The sequence below is a fragment of the Zhongshania aquatica genome (assembly GCF_027257955.1).
In the GTDB taxonomy this organism is placed as follows: domain Bacteria; phylum Pseudomonadota; class Gammaproteobacteria; order Pseudomonadales; family Spongiibacteraceae; genus Spongiibacter; species Spongiibacter aquatica.
The window spans coordinates 1-16,626 of record NZ_JANZNQ010000001.1; the positions used below are offsets into that span (position 1 = coordinate 1).

Here is a 16,626-nt window from a genome sequence, read left to right on the forward strand (position 1 = left end):
CGCGGTGGCGTGCTTGGAGAGGGAAGTAATCCTTGAGTATTCATAATAGGTGTCCACTTAAAATGAGGTGGACACCAAGGCTACTAGCTTAAAATCGAATGGAAAGGTGAGTTCGCCGGACGGTTACCTTACGCCGACATTCGCGCTATCTTTAGCTACACTAAGTTACCGCCAGCTCAAAAATGTGTCGCAAATGTAAATCAATGTCAGTTCAAAACTTAATCAATATTTATTCTAAAACCAGAAATTTAATATATCTCGACTTATAAATCCCGTATCTTGATAAGTACCCCATATGTAGTCTTGCTTTCCATTTTCATCACTTCCCCACCCTTCAATATTCAATTTATACTGCCAATTTAGTGGCAAAAAAAAGCGCCCCGGAGGGCGCAAAAGTCTAACAATTTAAGTAGCAAAGATTAATAATCCCAACTCACTTTTACACCGTAGGTTCTTGGCGGCGCTAAATAATCTGAACGACCGGCATCCGTATGAAATTGTGAATAAGTATAGCGATCATCACTCAGGTTCTTACCGAAGGCAGTGACTCGAATATTACTGTCAAAGTGTAAGAACCCTAAGGCCGCATCTACTACATAATATTCATCCTCCCACGAAACGGGAGAATTCTGCGCTAAATAATAAAAACCGCCGTTATAGTAAACACTAGTCGAGAACTCCAGTTCGCCGATGTCAGATATTTCGATAACTTGGTTCAAACCAAAACTACCGCTGAACTTTGGCGTACGAGTGACGCGATTACCGGTGAAGTCACCCTGACCATTGTTATAGACTCCGTCGCCTTCGTTGTAGCCACTGCCATTTGTATACGAAGTGTATTCAGAATCCAAGTAAGACCCTGTCAATGCCAATACCAAGCCTGGGTTCCAGTTCGGCATAGGCACCCACTGAGTATCAAAATCAATACCTTGAATTTTTGCTCCCCCGGCATTCTCAAGCGAAACTGCACCACCACTTAGCAGAGAGATAAACTGTACTTGCAGATCCTGGATTTTATTTTCAAAAACCGCAACGTTAAACGTTAAGCCCTTGTCAAAGAATTGCGACTTAAGACCCAACTCCTTGGTAGTCACAGTCTCTGGTCGAACATATTCTGGATCGTCATACACGTTTACAGTGTTAAAAGTGCCACTCTTGTAGCCTTGGGTATACGTTGCATACGCGAGAATGTCATCGCTAATGTTGTACCCTACAGATACTTTGGGTGAGAAATTACTAGTATCCGACTCTGGGCGATCAAATTGCAGCAAGCTACTATTGCTGCCGTCCAGACCTACAAGTCCTACACTGGATTCAATAACACCGCGTGTCTCTTCCTGATACCGCCCACCGAGAGTAAGGTATAATTCATCGTTAAAATGTAAGGTAGACTGCGCAAAATACGCAGTAGACTTGGTACCCAACAAAGACACTAAGCCTAGGGATACACCGTCAGGAACGGAAATACCCAAACCGCTTGTTAATCCAGTAACCACGTTAATTAAGCCCTGCGGAACCGGAATACCCAATAAAGCCCCATCACTTAAATCCAGCCCCAATACGGACAAGCGATTTAGCGGAAAGCCGGATTCCTGCTCTAGATGGAACGCACCAACAATCCACTCGATCCATTCTGGACCATTCTCATTGGACAGAAATTGTATCTCTTGGGTTTTTACATCTGCAAACTGGCCCTTGGCATCAAAGGTGATAAATGGTGTATCCGAGCCGTCAAAGTCATACACGTTGTCCGTTGCAATATCTTGACTGCTCGCCAACAATTTGAAATCAAACCAATCTGTACGCCATTCTAACTCGCCGTAAAAAACATCATTATCTAAAGAAAAGTAACTCGGCACGTCAACGTCAACATAGTATTCGCGGGTCTCAGCTTGAGTACCTAAAGTCTGCGCCAAGACACTGGGCGCAACGTTTGGCATCGCCGTTGAACTAACCCCGTATTGATCGAACTTTATGTAAGCTAGGTTTAAGTCGATATTCTCGGTTGGAGAAAAACAAATTTTGAGTCGGTAACCCTCGCTCTCTTCCTTTGGAAACGCTTCACTACCACCCGCACCGTCACCTCGAGTACCGTCGTAATAATTGTCGGCCTCCGCCTTGGTGTAAGACAAGCTCGCCGCCAACCAATCAGTAATTGGCAGACTGCCGTGGAGCCGAAGATTAGTGCTATCAAAACTTTCTTTACTGGCTAAAACCGAGGCCTCGGGGTCTACCCCGGGAGACTTAGTAATAATGTTAATTGCACCGCCAGTTGAATTTCGTCCAAATAAAGTTCCCTGCGGCCCCTTTAGAACTTCAACACGCTCGACTGCGCCAAAGGCCTGCGATTGGCCGTTCGCAAAAGGATAGTAGATACCGTCAATATAAGTAGCCACACTCGGATCCGAGTCAGGCAAGAAAGCGTCGCTACCCACGCCTCGAATATAAATAACAGAAAAATTTACCGTCTGCCCGTAGTACATACCTGGGGTAAATTGAGCGAGATCTTTTGGATCATCTATACCCATCGCGTCCAGTTTTTCACTAGAAAAGGCGGCAAGTGAAATAGGTACATCTTGCGCGTCTTCGGTACGCTTCTGAGCAACAACCACAACTTCTTCTAGAAGACGATTACTGCCCCTAGCTCGCTCCTTCTTTTCTTCTTGAGCAAGAACCACTTGGCTGCTAGCGACGGCTACTAACGCTACACATATAGCGAGTTTAGTTTTAGAAAACTGTGAAAGCGTTGAGCTTTGCTTAACGGTTACTATGCCCACCTGAATATTCCTTCTTTATTATGACTTAAGGTCGATAAATTTCTCAGCTTCGCGCGAAATCACAAAGTTGGTTTACACACATACTGCATAAAACTGATACGCTAATTTAAATCCGTATCATATCTTTGTCAACTAAATCTATCAGCATTCGATAAAGCATTTTATTTTTAAATATTTAAACTATATATTTCAATATGTTATAACACATATAAATAACGTTTTAATTTAACAAAAGAGAGAACACTAAGTGTTATGAAACACCCAAAAAGCAAACGAGAACGCGTAGGCGGCATACCCAGTCATGAAAATATAATGGCATCAATCGCGGGGTGTATAGAAAAACTTGGCCTTGAAAAATGCACCATGAATGATTTCTCAAAAGCCGTTGGAGTAAGCCGAATTAGCCTTTACCGAACGTACGGAGATAAAATTAAACTTATCGACGCCGTTTTGGCTTATAGAGCAAATCAGTTCAATCAAAAGATAGGACAAAAGCTGTCTGAGTGCACAAGCCTTGAACAAGCGCTGATTATGTATTTCGTCGCCACTACCCGAAGTGCAGTCAAAGACAAAACAATTCGATATCTTATTGACAGCCAGTATGTATTTAAAGTTATTTATAGCGAGAAAGGCTCGCTAATGAGAACACCTGTCCATGATCTCTGGGCCCCCATAATCGCTAATTTAGGTGAGCCAAATTCAAATATAGAATTACTCGACGGTAAAGAGATTATAAATTGGATTCTAATTATGCAAGCCAGCCTGTCACGCGTTGCAATTGAATCTAAATGCGCAGATAGCGATATTATTGCAATGGTCCGCAACTTTATCCTTCCCGCATTTACCCTTCCAGCCGCCACAAAAAACAAAAAAAAGTATCTTCACCCTGAGTGATGCATATGATTTTCTCGCCCTGCATCACCTCAGCTTTTGTAATTCTAGGTGTGCGTTGGCGTATTTCGCCCGAAGTGCAGGCTTTGCAATCTTACCTGTAGGCAAGCGTGGCAATGGCTCAGCCTCGATCACTACATAACGCGGTACCTTAAATGCGCTAAGCTCGATATTGCAATGCGCAATAATATCTAACGCTTTAAGTCCCTCGTTACCATAAACTACCGCTAGTGGTGTTTCACCAAATTTATCGTCTTTTGCAGAGATGACCGCCACTTCCAGTACACCCACATGCTCTGACACCACTCGCTCCAGTTCCGCGGCAGAAATGTTTATACCGCCAGAAATAATAATGTCCTTCAACCTATCCTGCATTGTCAGCAAGCCGTCAGCATCCACCACGCCAAGGTCGCCCGTGTGTAACCAACCATCTACCAAGGTTTTAGCCGTTGCCTCTGGATCATCCCAATAGCGCACCATAACCCCAGGCCCTTTGATAACTATTTCGCCAGAAACGTTTGGTGCGCAAAAATTGCCTTGCTCATCCTTTATCGCAATCTTAGTAAACATTGATCCTTTGCCGCACTTCTCAGGATGCTCAATAGCCGCAGTATCAGTATTAACCGTCGCCTGACCGCCAGCCTCAGTCTGCCCATATAATTGTCGCAACAAGACCTTCTTGTCTAGCCAGCTTTTCAATAAATCGTTGGATACTCTCGCCCCGCCAACGTTGCAAAAACGAAGCGAAGATAAATCGGCACCGACAAATTTCGCGGAGGCCGACATACGCTCGAAAAAAATTGGAGCACCATTAAGCGAAGTAATTTTTTCCTTTTCAATGATGTCTATTGCACGATCGGGATCGAACGCCGCCTCAACATGTACGCTTGCACCATAGCTTAAATACTGTGTTGCGACGACGTAACCAGCCGACGTACAAAACGGGCCGAACACCAATGCTTTCGCCGGATAAGCCGGCACGAAAGGCATAGTCATAGCGGTATCAGCGGCATATGAGCTTAAGCTTCTATGGCTATAGACCACACCCTTGGGGTATCCCGTTGAACCACTAGTTGGAATGATCACAACCTCAGTATCAGGTGTGATAACAGGTCTCGACACCTGCGGATTGCGATTGCCACCCCGAAAATTCTTAATTAGTTCCAAACTTTCATAACGGACGTCGGGAGCTCTACTTGCCACGTCCTGTGCTAAAGAATGACGCTCACTATCATAAAAAACAAATTTCGATTGATACCGCTCGCCAACCAAATAGCTCACTTCGCTAGCTGTAGAGCGGGGATTAATGGGCGCCAAAATCGCCCCAGACAACATGGCAGCCTGAGACACGACCAACCACTCAAGACTATTTGCCGCCAATATCGTTACCCGATCCCCCAAGACAACGCCTTGTTCGATCAACCAATCCGCAGTCACTTGAGACCATTGATAAAACTCAGCATATGACACACGATCATTTTCAGTAACAATTGCCGCTTCGTTGGCGCGCTCACCCGCCCACCATTCGAAAATCTCGAGTAAAGTACTATTCACTTACGCACACCTTATTACTAGAAACCTTGTCCGCAGTAGCTTGCGCCCCACAGTACCATTATTAAGATTACTTTAAGAACGACTCGACGGAATCATGAAACGGCCCAATCATTTTCTCTAAACCGCCAAAATAGACGGTATCAACACCACCGGCCTGTAATCCCTGCTGTTGAATTAGCGCTGCCCGGAAGTCCTCCCCACCAAAAACCTCGTCAATCAATTTAAACGAGCGCGCATAAAGCTCTTTTGCCTTTTCAGTTTCTGGTTTTTCTTTAACTAGCATGTAGTAGTCGACCACTGTGCGGTTTGCCGCTCGCGGGCAAAGCACCATTACGCTAATGTAATAAGGACTAGTGACCACAATGGTATTTGGAAATGCCAGATAGGCATGGGTTATATATTTATGCAGATTGTCCGGATTACCATTTAGTACCGCAGGATCAAACCCAGCTTTTCCAGACACTTGACGCTGATTGTGCCCCAAAAGGGTATATACACTAGGAACGTCATCAAATAACTTAGCGATTGAATCGGCATGCAAACGTTGTACATGATAGCCTTCCAAGAAGGGTTCAATCACAAATTTCCAGTTAGTTTCTAGATCATATTTGCGGCGGCCATATACATACATATTGTCCAGACCAAATGCTTCAAGATCAGCACAAACTTGATCGCTACCTTCCAGCATTTCCGGGGACTCTTTATGATCCAACCCCACCCAAATAAACCCACCGGCCTCATACGTCTTAAGAGCAACCAGCCCGAGGTCGCATTTTTTTAGTGAAGGAAACGTTTCTTGACGAGGAATCCCAACCAACTTTCCGTCCATCGCGTAGGTCCACGCGTGATAAGGGCAAGAAACACGACCAGATTGAACAGGTTCATCACCTTCGACCAGCTTTGACCCACGATGACGACAGGCGTTAATAAACGCTCTAGCGACACCTTCGCGGTCACGAGTAATAAGCAGTGGCACTCCGTAACAATCCTGAGCCAAGGACATCCCAGGTTTAGGCAAATACGCTGACACCGTTGCTACAACGGGCACCTTACTAAACAAATCGCGCTGCTCGGACTGGAAACGAGCATCGCTGAGATACACATCTACTGGGCGACTTGCCTCATCTGTCGGCACCTCCATTTCGTCCAATGGACGAATCGCCTGAATCGCCGCCCACTGACTCTCAGTCAAACCCATCGGCGCGAAATTTTCCTCAGATTTCTTCGTTTCCATTCTGGGACTCCATTATTTCCAAATTCAATCTCAAACAGACAGCTCACAGGGAGTTGTTCAAAGTAACAAAAATACTAACCACCAATTTATCTAATGTCAATAGATAAAAATTTAAAGAGACGGCAAAAAACCGCCGATAATACAAACCAGTAACTACTATTTCTTTGGGATGGGCGCCAGTACAAAAACACCGTCAGACGCGACATTAAAACCGGCAACAGCACATTTGAATGAGAAAAAACAAGGTGGCCCTAAACCAAAGGCGACACCTTGAACTGTTATTTTACGGAAGCACGCTGAAAAGCTGGCCTACTCGACAACCGCGCCAAATAGTCTTGAATATCATCACTAAAACCTTGATCTAACTTAAAGTGACGCATAAGTATCAACGCATAAGCAACCGAGATATCAGCCAAAGTAAACTGATCGCCGCAAAGATACTCCGTTGACCGCTCACTTAGCCATCGAGACAACAGGACAAGCCGCTCATCAACCATAGCTTGATAATATTGAGCGACCTCCGGTAAACGCTGATCCTTTGGAACAAAATAGGTGTATCGCAACACAATGGATTGCAACATTGCTAAGCTACACTCCCCGAAATACAACCAGTTAAGATAATCGGCGTAGCCAGCGTCTTGCGCACTTATTTCTAACTTTCGCTCGCCATACTTAGCCGACAAATACTCCAAAATTGCGCACGATTCACTCATACGCACATCACCATCAATAAGATAAGGTAAAGTTCCAAGGGGGTTTACAGTGAGAAAATTTGGCGTTTTCAGTCGCGGAGGAAAATCCACCGATTCAAGTTTGTAATCTAACTGCAACTCCTCTAGCAACCAAACACATCGCATAGATCGAGTTCCAACACTATGATAAAGCGTAATCATATTTATATACCTTGATGTTATTTCAACACTTTTGTTTGCAAACTACGCCGCTCACCGAGCGAGTGCGCGATCTTCTTCAGTTGCCACTTCTAACGCACCCAACTCAATCAATTGCTCAATGCGCTCAACCGGTAAACCGAGAACCAATTCAGCTATTTCACGGGTATGCTGCCCCTGAATAGGAGCTGGCTGTATCTCTGGATCAGGCAGATCACTATGACCAACGGGGCCATTCTCAGTAATCAGACGTCCTAACGATGGTTGATTAAACTCTCGGAAAAAATGACGCAATCGAAGTTGCTCATTATCTAACAGCTCATTAATACGTAACATTTTCCCGGCCGCCAAGCCTGCAGCCTGCATCCGGTACATGACCTCCTCCGGAGAATGCATACTCGTCCACTGTAATACGCAGTGCTCCAACTCTTCACGACGAGCAAGCCTGCCCTCAGACGTCAAAAGCTCCGGAACACCGGCTAGATCACTCAGACCAATTACATTACACAAGGCCAACCAATCTTCCGTAGATCGAACCTCAATCATGCACCACAAATCTTCCCCCAAACACGGAAATAAATTTGCCGGCGCATCAAACTCGTAACGATTCCCCTGCGGACGCAGGGTATTCGGACACAGGGATTCACGTAAAAGAGGTGTAGCTAAGGTATTTAAAATCGCTTCCGCTTGCGAGAGCACAATCTTGGCACCCTTACCAGTTCGCCGACGCTTAATTAACACCGCTAAAACAGCGGTCGCCGCCAGCCGGCCAGCAAAGTGATCAGGAAAAATCGTCGTACTATCGCTGTAACTATCAGCCATGTCTGGATAGCACCACAAGCCGGTCAAACCTGAGGACGCTCTAACCAAAGGTCCATAACCCATACTTTTCGCCAACGGCCCGGTATTACCCAAGGCACTACTTTCTACGAGTACAATGCCTGGATTTAACGCTTTCAAACGCTGGTAGCCGATACCTAGCGACTCTAACGTGCCTGGCTTAAAGTTACTTAGTACAACATCCGAATTCTCAACTAACTGTCCAAATAAAGCGATCCCCTCGTCGGAGCGCAAATTCAACCCTAACGACTTCTTGTTCCGACTTCCCTGGGCAAAAGATTGGGTAATTAATGCGCCGTCCGCGCTTTGACGCAAACCATCGGGAAAGCTGCGACTTTCGACCTTTATAAGCTCTGCGCCCTGATCAGCAAACAACCTACCTAGCTCTGCTCCTGCAACTATCACCCCTAGATCAAGCACCCGAATTCCGTCCAACGGACGTCGGCTAGCTGGTTCATTACCCGTCTCCGCTAATTGCGGCACCGCTTCAGCCAGCACCTCTCGGGTATGTTGACCAAGCCGTGGCGCCGGATCTCGAACACCTACGCGACTACCATCAATGTCAAAATACCCCGATGGCATCTTTCCAGACTTACCGTCAACTTCCACATTTATAAAGGCTTCACGCGCATTAAAGTGCTCATTATTTAACACCTGTTGCGGAGTAGAAACTGAAGCTATCGGCACGCCCCTCTTTTGACCTTCCGATACCAGCACATCTGCATCCTGATCTTTGAATAACAGAGCAATCAACTCGTTAATTTCTTTAATCGCTTTAAATCGTTTACCTAAACTATTAAAACTAGGATCGGTAAATGGGTGATCTCCCCCTAGCCAGTTAGACATACCCTGCCACTGCCTAGGATTGAGTACACAGATTCGAACATGGCCGTCACGACAAGGAAATATCGGATAAACCTTACCTACCGGTGGACGGCCGAAATGCGCTATTTCAGCGGCGGATTTACCCGCTGCGGCGCTACCTGTCACCCCCAAACCCGGATCAATAATCTGAGCGGTAGCCTCAAATAATGAAAAGTCTAAAAGATTACCTTCACCAACATGAAGATGCTGCCAATAGGCCAACAGGCCAACCCATGCGGCCTGAACAGCAGCAGCTTCTACCGCCAACTCTCCGGGTGGCAATAGAGGATCACTACCCTTAATACCTGATCGCGCCAACACTCCGCCTAGCGCCATTATCACAGCGTTAGTACCGCGATAGTCCTTCCACGGACCAGTAAGTCCAAAGTCTGTGATTGAAAAAATAATCAACGCGGGAAACTTACGCCTCAATGCCTCATGACTTATCCCACAGGCGGCCAAACGTCCGTCGTCTAACAGCAACGCAGCTCCGCTTAATAAACGAAGGAAATTTTCACGATCATCCTCCCGGTCTAAATCTAAAATAACGCTCCGCTTATTCGCTTGATGCGTAAAAAAGTGCAAACTTTCATTCTCAAACACCGGTTTCTGCTGCCTAGAGGACAAACCCTCTGTTGGCTCAATGAGAATGACATCGGCGCCAAGATCCGCCATCAATCGGCCACACATCTCAGCGTTTCCATCTAGTAAATCAATAACCCGCATACCGGCCAAAGGCAAATCACTGTCGTTACCTTGACTCACTTCAAGTCTACTTGATGCCTCTAAAGCCATGAGCTTCTTCCCAAATTCATATATACCATGCCTCGCAAAACCACTTAGCACGCACCAAACCTACATTGACTTCAATACCAATTTCTATCGGACTTAATCTACTACAGTTAGTTTTGTGTGCCAAGTAAATGATAGAACTGTAATGACCGTAGGGAGGGATATTCCTGAGCGACTAGCGCAGCTAAAAACCACTAGTTGTAGGTTGATGAAGAGTGAGAATAGCCCAGTATTTAGAATCTCGGGAATGATCAATACTGAGATACGTTCATATCACTTACCACGAGCGAAGCCCGAGTGGCCAGACTAGGCTGGGTGCTTCGATATATAGCACCTACCACACTATGGATTACCCTGTAGACTGACCTTTACCCCACATTAGCACTAATCTCGTGATGAGAGATTCACAATTTACGCCATCAGTTGGGCAAGTAAAAAAGGAGGCTGAACGCTGTAGATACTTTGGGGACGAATGATTTTATGGTGATAGCACCACTGATCAATTTCCACACGCGCTTCAACCAGCGTTCGCGGTATAGCTAACCAACGCCGAACATGTTCAAGTCTTAAAGAAAACCCATGCCAGTGTATTTTCCAGTCAGCCACCAACGCGCTCAACAGTCGTTAGTGAACTGCTGGTTTCACGTGCATTAGTGGAAATTGAGACTGTCGCACCATGGGAAGTCGCTAGACACGGTACTCAACATAAAGCGTGCCACCACCAGGAGATCGCAATTCACCCTTGCTAATTGTCGATTACCTCTCTTGCTACTCGCATCGCAGACAAAGCCGCAGGATAACCACAGTAAGCCGCAGCGTGCATAATAATTTCGCGAAGCTCTTCCGGGCTAACGCCGTTATTGAGTGCGCCGCGTATATGTCCTTTCAGCTCAGCATGTGCCTGTAGAGCAATTAGCATAGATACCGTTGCAATACTGCGGGTCTTGCGATCCAAACCACCGCGCGTCCAAACGCCACCCCAGGCATGTTCCATAGCCGCCTCTTGGAGCGGCATATCGAAAGCAGTCGCATTGCCCAGAGAATTATCAACATGGTCGTTACCCATAACTTCGCGGCGAATAATCTCACCGGCATTTTGATCATCAATACTCATAAATATCCTCTAATAAGTTCTTTTATTAAATCACTCTCAATTTAGATCGCAACGACCTGAGAATAGGCAATACATCTTACGGAGACAAGCTATACAAATCTAAGTGACTTTCTGACAATGACGTGTAATCGATATAGATAAAAGGTTCTCTCGCACCGTATCGGCCAATCGAGACCTATCGGCACACCTAGCTCTGGATGTCACCCGCGAAAGTCTCTTGAAGTGTATTAGCCATTGCCTGACATGCAGCAGATAAAGGATAACGTCGATTGGTAATCAACCCAACCTGTTGACGAATAGTTGGCTTTAATAATGTCCGGCAGTGGGCGCCAAGCTCAAGCATCTGATCTTGGCAAAGGGACGGCACCACGCTAACCCCAAGACCATTAGCCACCATTCGACCTATGGTAGCTAGTTGATGAGTTTCATACGCCGGTGAAATTGATAAGCCGAGACTGGCAAATTCACTGAATATTAACCGACGAACAACCGAAGGCGCTTGTAAACTGATAAAATCTGACTCAAGTAATTGTTTGGCGCTTAGCTTTTTTAGCTTCAACAACTCGTGCCCCGGCGGGAGCACTGCCACGAAACAATCTTCAAATAGCGGTGTAAATATAAGGTCTTCATTGCCCTGCCGCTTGTCACCCCCCGGATCAAAACTAACCCCAAGTTCGACCCGCCCGCGGCGAACCATCGCAACCACTTCCTCAGCGATCACGTCATTGAGGGTTATCTGTACCTGAGGATAATTATTTTTGAATTTGCGAATCGCACTAGGTAATTGATTACTGGCAAAGGATGGCATTGCGGCAATACTAATTTTCCCTTCGCGGAGCACAAAGCGCTTATGTAGGTCATTGACCGCCCCATCCCAATCGACGAGCAAACGGAGAGCCACTGGGTAAAAGTCCTCGCCTTCTGGCGTTAGAGCAAAAGAGCGAGTTGTCCGAACTAGCAGCTTTCCACCTATTGTGGTTTCCAGTACTTGTATTGCGCTACTCAAGGCAGGTTGCGAAAGATGAAGCTCAACGGCAGCGTCAGCAAAACTGCGCGATTGCACCACTGCGACAAAGGCGCGAACCTGTTTTAGGGTAACGTTAATGACAATGACCTCAACCTTTTAATAACCAAAATCTATTAATTGATAAAATTAATCCATTTGATAAATATAATCAAGACGTCCATTGTAAGTAAGCATTAGGCTTGCTCCGCTCTAGCAACATGCTGAGCCGAAGGAAGCTTGGGTCTACTTCTAGGAGCACCTGGCAATGGCTGGATTCAATAAAATAGTAAACAGTTATAGTGAGGCCATGGCCGGCCTGAAAGACGGCATGACTATCGTCGCTGGCGGCTTTGGGCTATGCGGCATCCCAGAAAACCTGATAGCCGAGATAAAACGCAAAGGCTGCCGCGACCTGACTATTGTTTCCAATAACTGTGGTGTAGACGGATTCGGCTTAGGCATTTTGCTAGAAGACAAGCAAATCAAAAAAATGGTGTCCTCATACGTCGGCGAGAACAAACTTTTTGAACAGCAGCTACTAGCAGGTGAGCTCGAAGTAGAGCTAACCCCCCAAGGCACTTTGGCTGAGAAAATGCGCGCCGGCGGCGCGGGCATTCCCGCCTTTTACACCGCGACTGGCTATGGCACACCCGTTGGCGAAGGCAAAGAAGTCCGTGAGTTTAATGGCCGGAAATACATACTTGAAGAAGCTATCACTGGCGACTTTGCCATTATCAAGGCATGGAAAGCAGATCAATACGGCAACTTAGTATTCCGTCACACCGCGCAAAATTTCAATCCGATGGCCGCAACCGCAGGCAAAATCACCGTAGTTGAAGTTGAAGAAATCGTCGAGCTCGGTTCCCTAGATCCTGCGCACATCCACACCCCAGGCATATATGTGGATCGGCTAATCCAAGGCAGCTTCGAAAAACGCATCGAACAACGCACCGTACGCAGCGCATAAGGAGAATCACCGTGGCATTAACTCGTGAACAACTGGCGCAACGTGTGGCGCGTGAATTACAAGACGGATATTACGTAAATTTAGGAATTGGCATTCCCACCTTGGTAGCGAATTACGTTCCCGAGGGCATCGAGGTAATGCTGCAATCAGAAAATGGATTGCTGGGCATGGGGCCATTCCCTACTGAAGATGAAATCGATGCAGACATGATCAACGCCGGTAAACAAACCGTTACGGCGGCCAAAGGCGCGTCCATTTTCTCTTCCGCAGAATCCTTTGCCATGATTCGTGGTGGCCATGTGGATTTAACCGTACTGGGTGCCTTCGAAGTTGATGTGGCGGGCAACATTGCCAGCTGGATGATCCCAGGCAAACTCATCAAGGGGATGGGCGGTGCAATGGATCTGGTCGCGGGTGCAGATAATATTATTGTCACCATGACCCACGCCAGTAAACATGGCGAATCCAAGCTGTTAACAAAATGCAGCCTACCACTTACCGGTGTCGGCTGTATTAAAAAAGTAGTTACAGACTTAGCCTACATTGAGATTCATGACAACAAATTTTGGCTAATAGAGCGGGCACCGGGTGTTAGTGTGGACGACATTATTAAACTTACAGAGGGTGAACTTGTCGTTCCAGACGTTGTACCCGAGATGACATTTTAAAACAGAAAGATATTTGCATCGATCCTTATACGTCGGAGAAATAGAATGACTAAAGGCCATGAACGCAAGGTCGTTATTGTGGAGGCAGTTCGCACTGCAATAGGCAACTTCAATGGGGCACTGTCTTCTGTGCCAGCACATCTCCTTGGTGCAAAGGTAATCAGCGCATTACTCAGTCGCTCAGGTATCGATCCAAAGCAGATTGACGAAGTCATTCTAGGCCAAGTCCTGACAGCCGGTGCGGGTCAGAACCCAGCCCGCCAAGCAGTTATTGCGGCAGGCCTACCAGAAACCTGCCCCGCAATGACCATCAACAAAGTGTGTGGCAGTGGTTTAAAAGCTGTCCACCTTGCCGCACAGGCTATCCTCTGCGGCGACGCCGATATCGTCATCGCTGGCGGTCAGGAGAATATGAGTCTATCGCCACATGTTCTGCCGAAATCCCGTGACGGACAAAAAATGGGTAATTGGACATTAAAAGACACCATGATCGAAGACGGTTTGTGGGATGCATTTAACGATTATCATATGGGCGTGACCGCAGAAAATGTCGCAAAAAAATATGATATAAGCCGCGAGCAGCAGGATCTATTTGCAGCCGAGTCTCAGAGAAAGGCGCAGCAAGCTATTGAGAACAACAAATTTGACGATGAAATTGTCGCAGTGGATATCCCGCAACGCCGCGGAGATCCAATCCGTTTCGCCAACGACGAATTCCCGCGTAAAGGCACCACCGTTGAAACTTTAACAAATCTACGTCCGGCATTTAAACAAGACGGGAGCGTGACCGCAGGCAATGCATCGGGGCTTAATGACGGCGCGGCCGCACTGCTGATCATGAGCGAACGAAAAGCGATAGAGCTCGGACTAACGCCTCTCGCAACAATTACAGCCTATGCAAGTGCCGGGGTCGATCCCGCCATTATGGGTACCGGCCCCATTCCCGCGTCGACGAAGTGCCTAGCAAAGGCAGGCTGGACTATTAGCGATCTCGACTTAGTAGAATCTAATGAAGCGTTTGCTGCTCAGTCATTAGGAGTGAACTGCGAACTAGCGTGGGATACATCTATTGTAAATGTTAACGGTGGCGCAATTGCACTTGGCCATCCTATTGGTGCGTCAGGCGCTAGGATTTTAGTTACCCTACTCCATGAAATGAAACGCCGAGACGCTAAGAAAGGACTTGCCACGCTATGTATCGGTGGTGGCCAGGGCGTTGCGATCGCCATTGAAAGGTGAATTTTTTCGGGAGCGTTTATTTACCAGGTTACTAAAATATTTTTCTGAGAATGAAGTAGTAATACCAAATAGTATTTTAGCCCTTCGCTTTTGAGAAGAGACCTAACTGGCGCCGAGTTAACTAAATCAGAGAAAACTGAATGAAACAGACAAGTCTATTCCCAAAACGAGCCAGAATCGTTGAAGTTGGCCCAAGAGACGGACTGCAAAACGAAAAGAAGTTCGTAGATATCGAGACCCGGGTAGAACTTATCAATCAACTGACCAAATCAGGGATAACTCATATAGAAGCCGGCAGCTTTGTGAATCCAACTTGGGTGCCACAAATGGCAGGTAGCGACGACGTGTTTTCTAAAATCACTCGCGGCGAAGGGACAAGCTATATCGCACTCACACCTAATATGCGCGGATTCGAACGCGCTATGGAAGTCGGTGTTAAAGAAGTGGCGATATTCGCCTCTGCTTCAGAGGCCTTCTCCCAAAAAAATATTAACTGTTCAATAGCGGAAAGCATTACGCGCTTCGAACCAATATTTGATGCCGCGCTAAAAAATGACGTAGCCGTAAGAGGCTACGTGTCGACTATCGCGGGCTGCCCATACCAAGAAGAGGTCAGTGTAGATGTAGTCGTTGCTCTTGCTGAGAAACTACTTGCTATGGGTTGTTATGAAATATCCCTAGGAGACACCACCGGAGTAGGAACTCCAGCGCAAATACACTCAATATTGACCGGGCTACTGCAACGTATTCCAGCATCAAAACTTGCGGTGCATTTTCATGACACCAATGGCCAAGCCCTCGAAAATATCAAAGTCGCGCTGGAGCTTGGAATTTCTGTCATCGACAGCTCTATTGGCGGTCTAGGTGGTTGCCCCTATGCAAAAGGTGCGTCAGGTAACGTGGCGACCGAGGAAGTTATAGAACTGCTCGACAAATTAGACATCGCTCACGGTATTAATCTAGAGGAATTAACAAAAGCGAGACAATTCATTCGCGAAAAACTTAGCCAGTAAACCACAATGCGGTCTACTGACTCGTTTCTCTAAATTTTAGTTCCCTACTGGTTCGAATGGGGTGTCGAGAATCAATTGGTAAAATGCGAGATCAAGCCAGCGATCAAATTTAAATTCTGTCTAGTTTATCGTTCCAGAACATTGAAATCCCAACTTTTGGTACATTAGGATACTGACCGCATTAGAGGCATCTATCACGGCGACCATGACATGATATTGCGGCAATCTCGCCAACGTTATAAGCTCATTCATAAGACACGCCCATCGCCCATCGCAATATAACCAGAATATTCAATAGTATACTTGTCCGCAGGAAAATTACGGAATGACCCGTAGCCTAGCAAGCTCGGCCAAGATATCGCCTTCAAACCCAGCAATTATCGGTATTAAGCCGACTCTTTAGCCCTAAACCATTCAGCTACATTCTCAATTGTGCGCGGCGTATAATCGCAGAGCGCAGTGGAGTTAAGAATGACTTCGTTAAATACCTCATGAATTTGAGAGCCATGTAATTCAACGTTACAAACAGCAATATGTATCCTATTTTCCAAACGACTATTTCGATAATAACAGCTAGGCTAGCATGGCTACTCTGGAAAAAATTACGAGTACTTCATTGACTTACGTAAGCAACAAAATATTGAACAGGGAATAATCTACACACATAACACTATGTTTACGAAACCGCCTAATATTTAAACGCTCTGATTCCGAAAATAAAGCCACTGCCGTTATTTCAGCCAGGGATTTGTCCAGCCATATGCTGGGCTTTTTTTG

Annotated in this window: 12 protein-coding genes; 5 read left to right on the forward strand and 7 right to left on the reverse strand. The window is 46.3% G+C overall.

Features of this window, described 5'->3' with window-relative positions; genetic code table 11:
* Positions 1-419: 419 nt before the first annotated feature.
* Positions 420-2,777, reverse strand: a complete 2,358-nt coding sequence (locus tag O9X78_RS00005) for a TonB-dependent receptor (RefSeq protein ID WP_269617489.1) — start codon at positions 2,775-2,777, stop codon at positions 420-422.
* Between the two features lie 252 nt (positions 2,778-3,029).
* Here O9X78_RS00005 and O9X78_RS00010 point away from each other — a divergent pair, with 252 nt between their 5' ends.
* Positions 3,030-3,671 (forward strand): TetR/AcrR family transcriptional regulator, encoded by a 642-nt coding sequence (locus O9X78_RS00010; RefSeq protein WP_269617490.1) that lies wholly within the window; start codon positions 3,030-3,032, stop codon positions 3,669-3,671.
* 24 nt (positions 3,672-3,695) lie between these two features.
* Here O9X78_RS00010 and O9X78_RS00015 read toward each other — a convergent pair whose 3' ends face one another.
* From O9X78_RS00015 to O9X78_RS00040, 6 genes are all read right to left on the reverse strand, one after another.
* Positions 3,696-5,222 carry a class I adenylate-forming enzyme family protein gene (locus O9X78_RS00015; protein WP_269617491.1) on the reverse strand — a complete coding sequence of 509 codons (1,527 nt, stop codon included), beginning with the start codon at positions 5,220-5,222 and terminating at the stop codon, positions 3,696-3,698.
* A 67-nt stretch (positions 5,223-5,289) separates the two neighbouring features.
* Positions 5,290-6,456 (reverse strand): aromatic ring-hydroxylating oxygenase subunit alpha, encoded by a 1,167-nt coding sequence (locus O9X78_RS00020; RefSeq protein WP_269617492.1) that lies wholly within the window; start codon positions 6,454-6,456, stop codon positions 5,290-5,292.
* Positions 6,457-6,734: 278 nt separating this feature from the next.
* Complete coding sequence (locus O9X78_RS00025) at positions 6,735-7,349, reverse strand: glutathione S-transferase family protein (RefSeq protein WP_269617493.1); 615 nt, start codon at positions 7,347-7,349, stop codon at positions 6,735-6,737.
* A gap of 51 nt (positions 7,350-7,400) precedes the next feature.
* Positions 7,401-9,845 carry a CaiB/BaiF CoA transferase family protein gene (locus tag O9X78_RS00030; RefSeq protein WP_269617494.1) on the reverse strand — a complete coding sequence of 815 codons (2,445 nt, stop codon included), beginning with the start codon at positions 9,843-9,845 and terminating at the stop codon, positions 7,401-7,403.
* Between the two features lie 742 nt (positions 9,846-10,587).
* Complete coding sequence (locus O9X78_RS00035) at positions 10,588-10,956, reverse strand: carboxymuconolactone decarboxylase family protein (protein ID WP_269617495.1); 369 nt, start codon at positions 10,954-10,956, stop codon at positions 10,588-10,590.
* 187 nt (positions 10,957-11,143) lie between these two features.
* Positions 11,144-12,067 carry a LysR family transcriptional regulator gene (locus O9X78_RS00040; protein ID WP_269617920.1) on the reverse strand — a complete coding sequence of 308 codons (924 nt, stop codon included), beginning with the start codon at positions 12,065-12,067 and terminating at the stop codon, positions 11,144-11,146.
* Positions 12,068-12,227: 160 nt separating this feature from the next.
* Here O9X78_RS00040 and O9X78_RS00045 point away from each other — a divergent pair, with 160 nt between their 5' ends.
* From O9X78_RS00045 to O9X78_RS00060, 4 genes are all read left to right on the forward strand, one after another.
* Complete coding sequence (locus O9X78_RS00045) at positions 12,228-12,929, forward strand: CoA transferase subunit A (protein ID WP_269617496.1); 702 nt, start codon at positions 12,228-12,230, stop codon at positions 12,927-12,929.
* A gap of 11 nt (positions 12,930-12,940) precedes the next feature.
* Positions 12,941-13,597, forward strand: coding sequence for a CoA transferase subunit B (locus O9X78_RS00050; protein ID WP_269617497.1), 657 nt, complete (start codon positions 12,941-12,943; stop codon positions 13,595-13,597).
* A 45-nt stretch (positions 13,598-13,642) separates the two neighbouring features.
* Entirely contained in the window at positions 13,643-14,836 is a 1,194-nt protein-coding gene (locus tag O9X78_RS00055; protein ID WP_269617499.1) for an acetyl-CoA C-acetyltransferase, read from the forward strand.
* A gap of 140 nt (positions 14,837-14,976) precedes the next feature.
* Positions 14,977-15,849, forward strand: coding sequence for a hydroxymethylglutaryl-CoA lyase (locus tag O9X78_RS00060; RefSeq protein WP_269617500.1), 873 nt, complete (start codon positions 14,977-14,979; stop codon positions 15,847-15,849).
* Positions 15,850-16,626: the final 777 nt, after the last annotated feature.

Excerpts from the sequence above, each read along its gene's own strand:
- O9X78_RS00010 (WP_269617490.1), top strand. The coding sequence starts at position 3,030 with ATGAAACACCCAAAAAGCAAACGAGAACGCGTAGGCGGCATACCCAGT.
- O9X78_RS00020 (WP_269617492.1), bottom strand. The coding sequence starts at position 6,456 with ATGGAAACGAAGAAATCTGAGGAAAATTTCGCGCCGATGGGTTTGACT.
- O9X78_RS00025 (WP_269617493.1), bottom strand. The coding sequence starts at position 7,349 with ATGATTACGCTTTATCATAGTGTTGGAACTCGATCTATGCGATGTGTT.
- O9X78_RS00030 (WP_269617494.1), bottom strand. The coding sequence starts at position 9,845 with ATGGCTTTAGAGGCATCAAGTAGACTTGAAGTGAGTCAAGGTAACGAC.
- O9X78_RS00035 (WP_269617495.1), bottom strand. The coding sequence starts at position 10,956 with ATGAGTATTGATGATCAAAATGCCGGTGAGATTATTCGCCGCGAAGTT.
- O9X78_RS00045 (WP_269617496.1), top strand. The coding sequence starts at position 12,228 with ATGGCTGGATTCAATAAAATAGTAAACAGTTATAGTGAGGCCATGGCC.
- O9X78_RS00055 (WP_269617499.1), top strand. The coding sequence starts at position 13,643 with ATGACTAAAGGCCATGAACGCAAGGTCGTTATTGTGGAGGCAGTTCGC.
- O9X78_RS00060 (WP_269617500.1), top strand. The coding sequence starts at position 14,977 with ATGAAACAGACAAGTCTATTCCCAAAACGAGCCAGAATCGTTGAAGTT.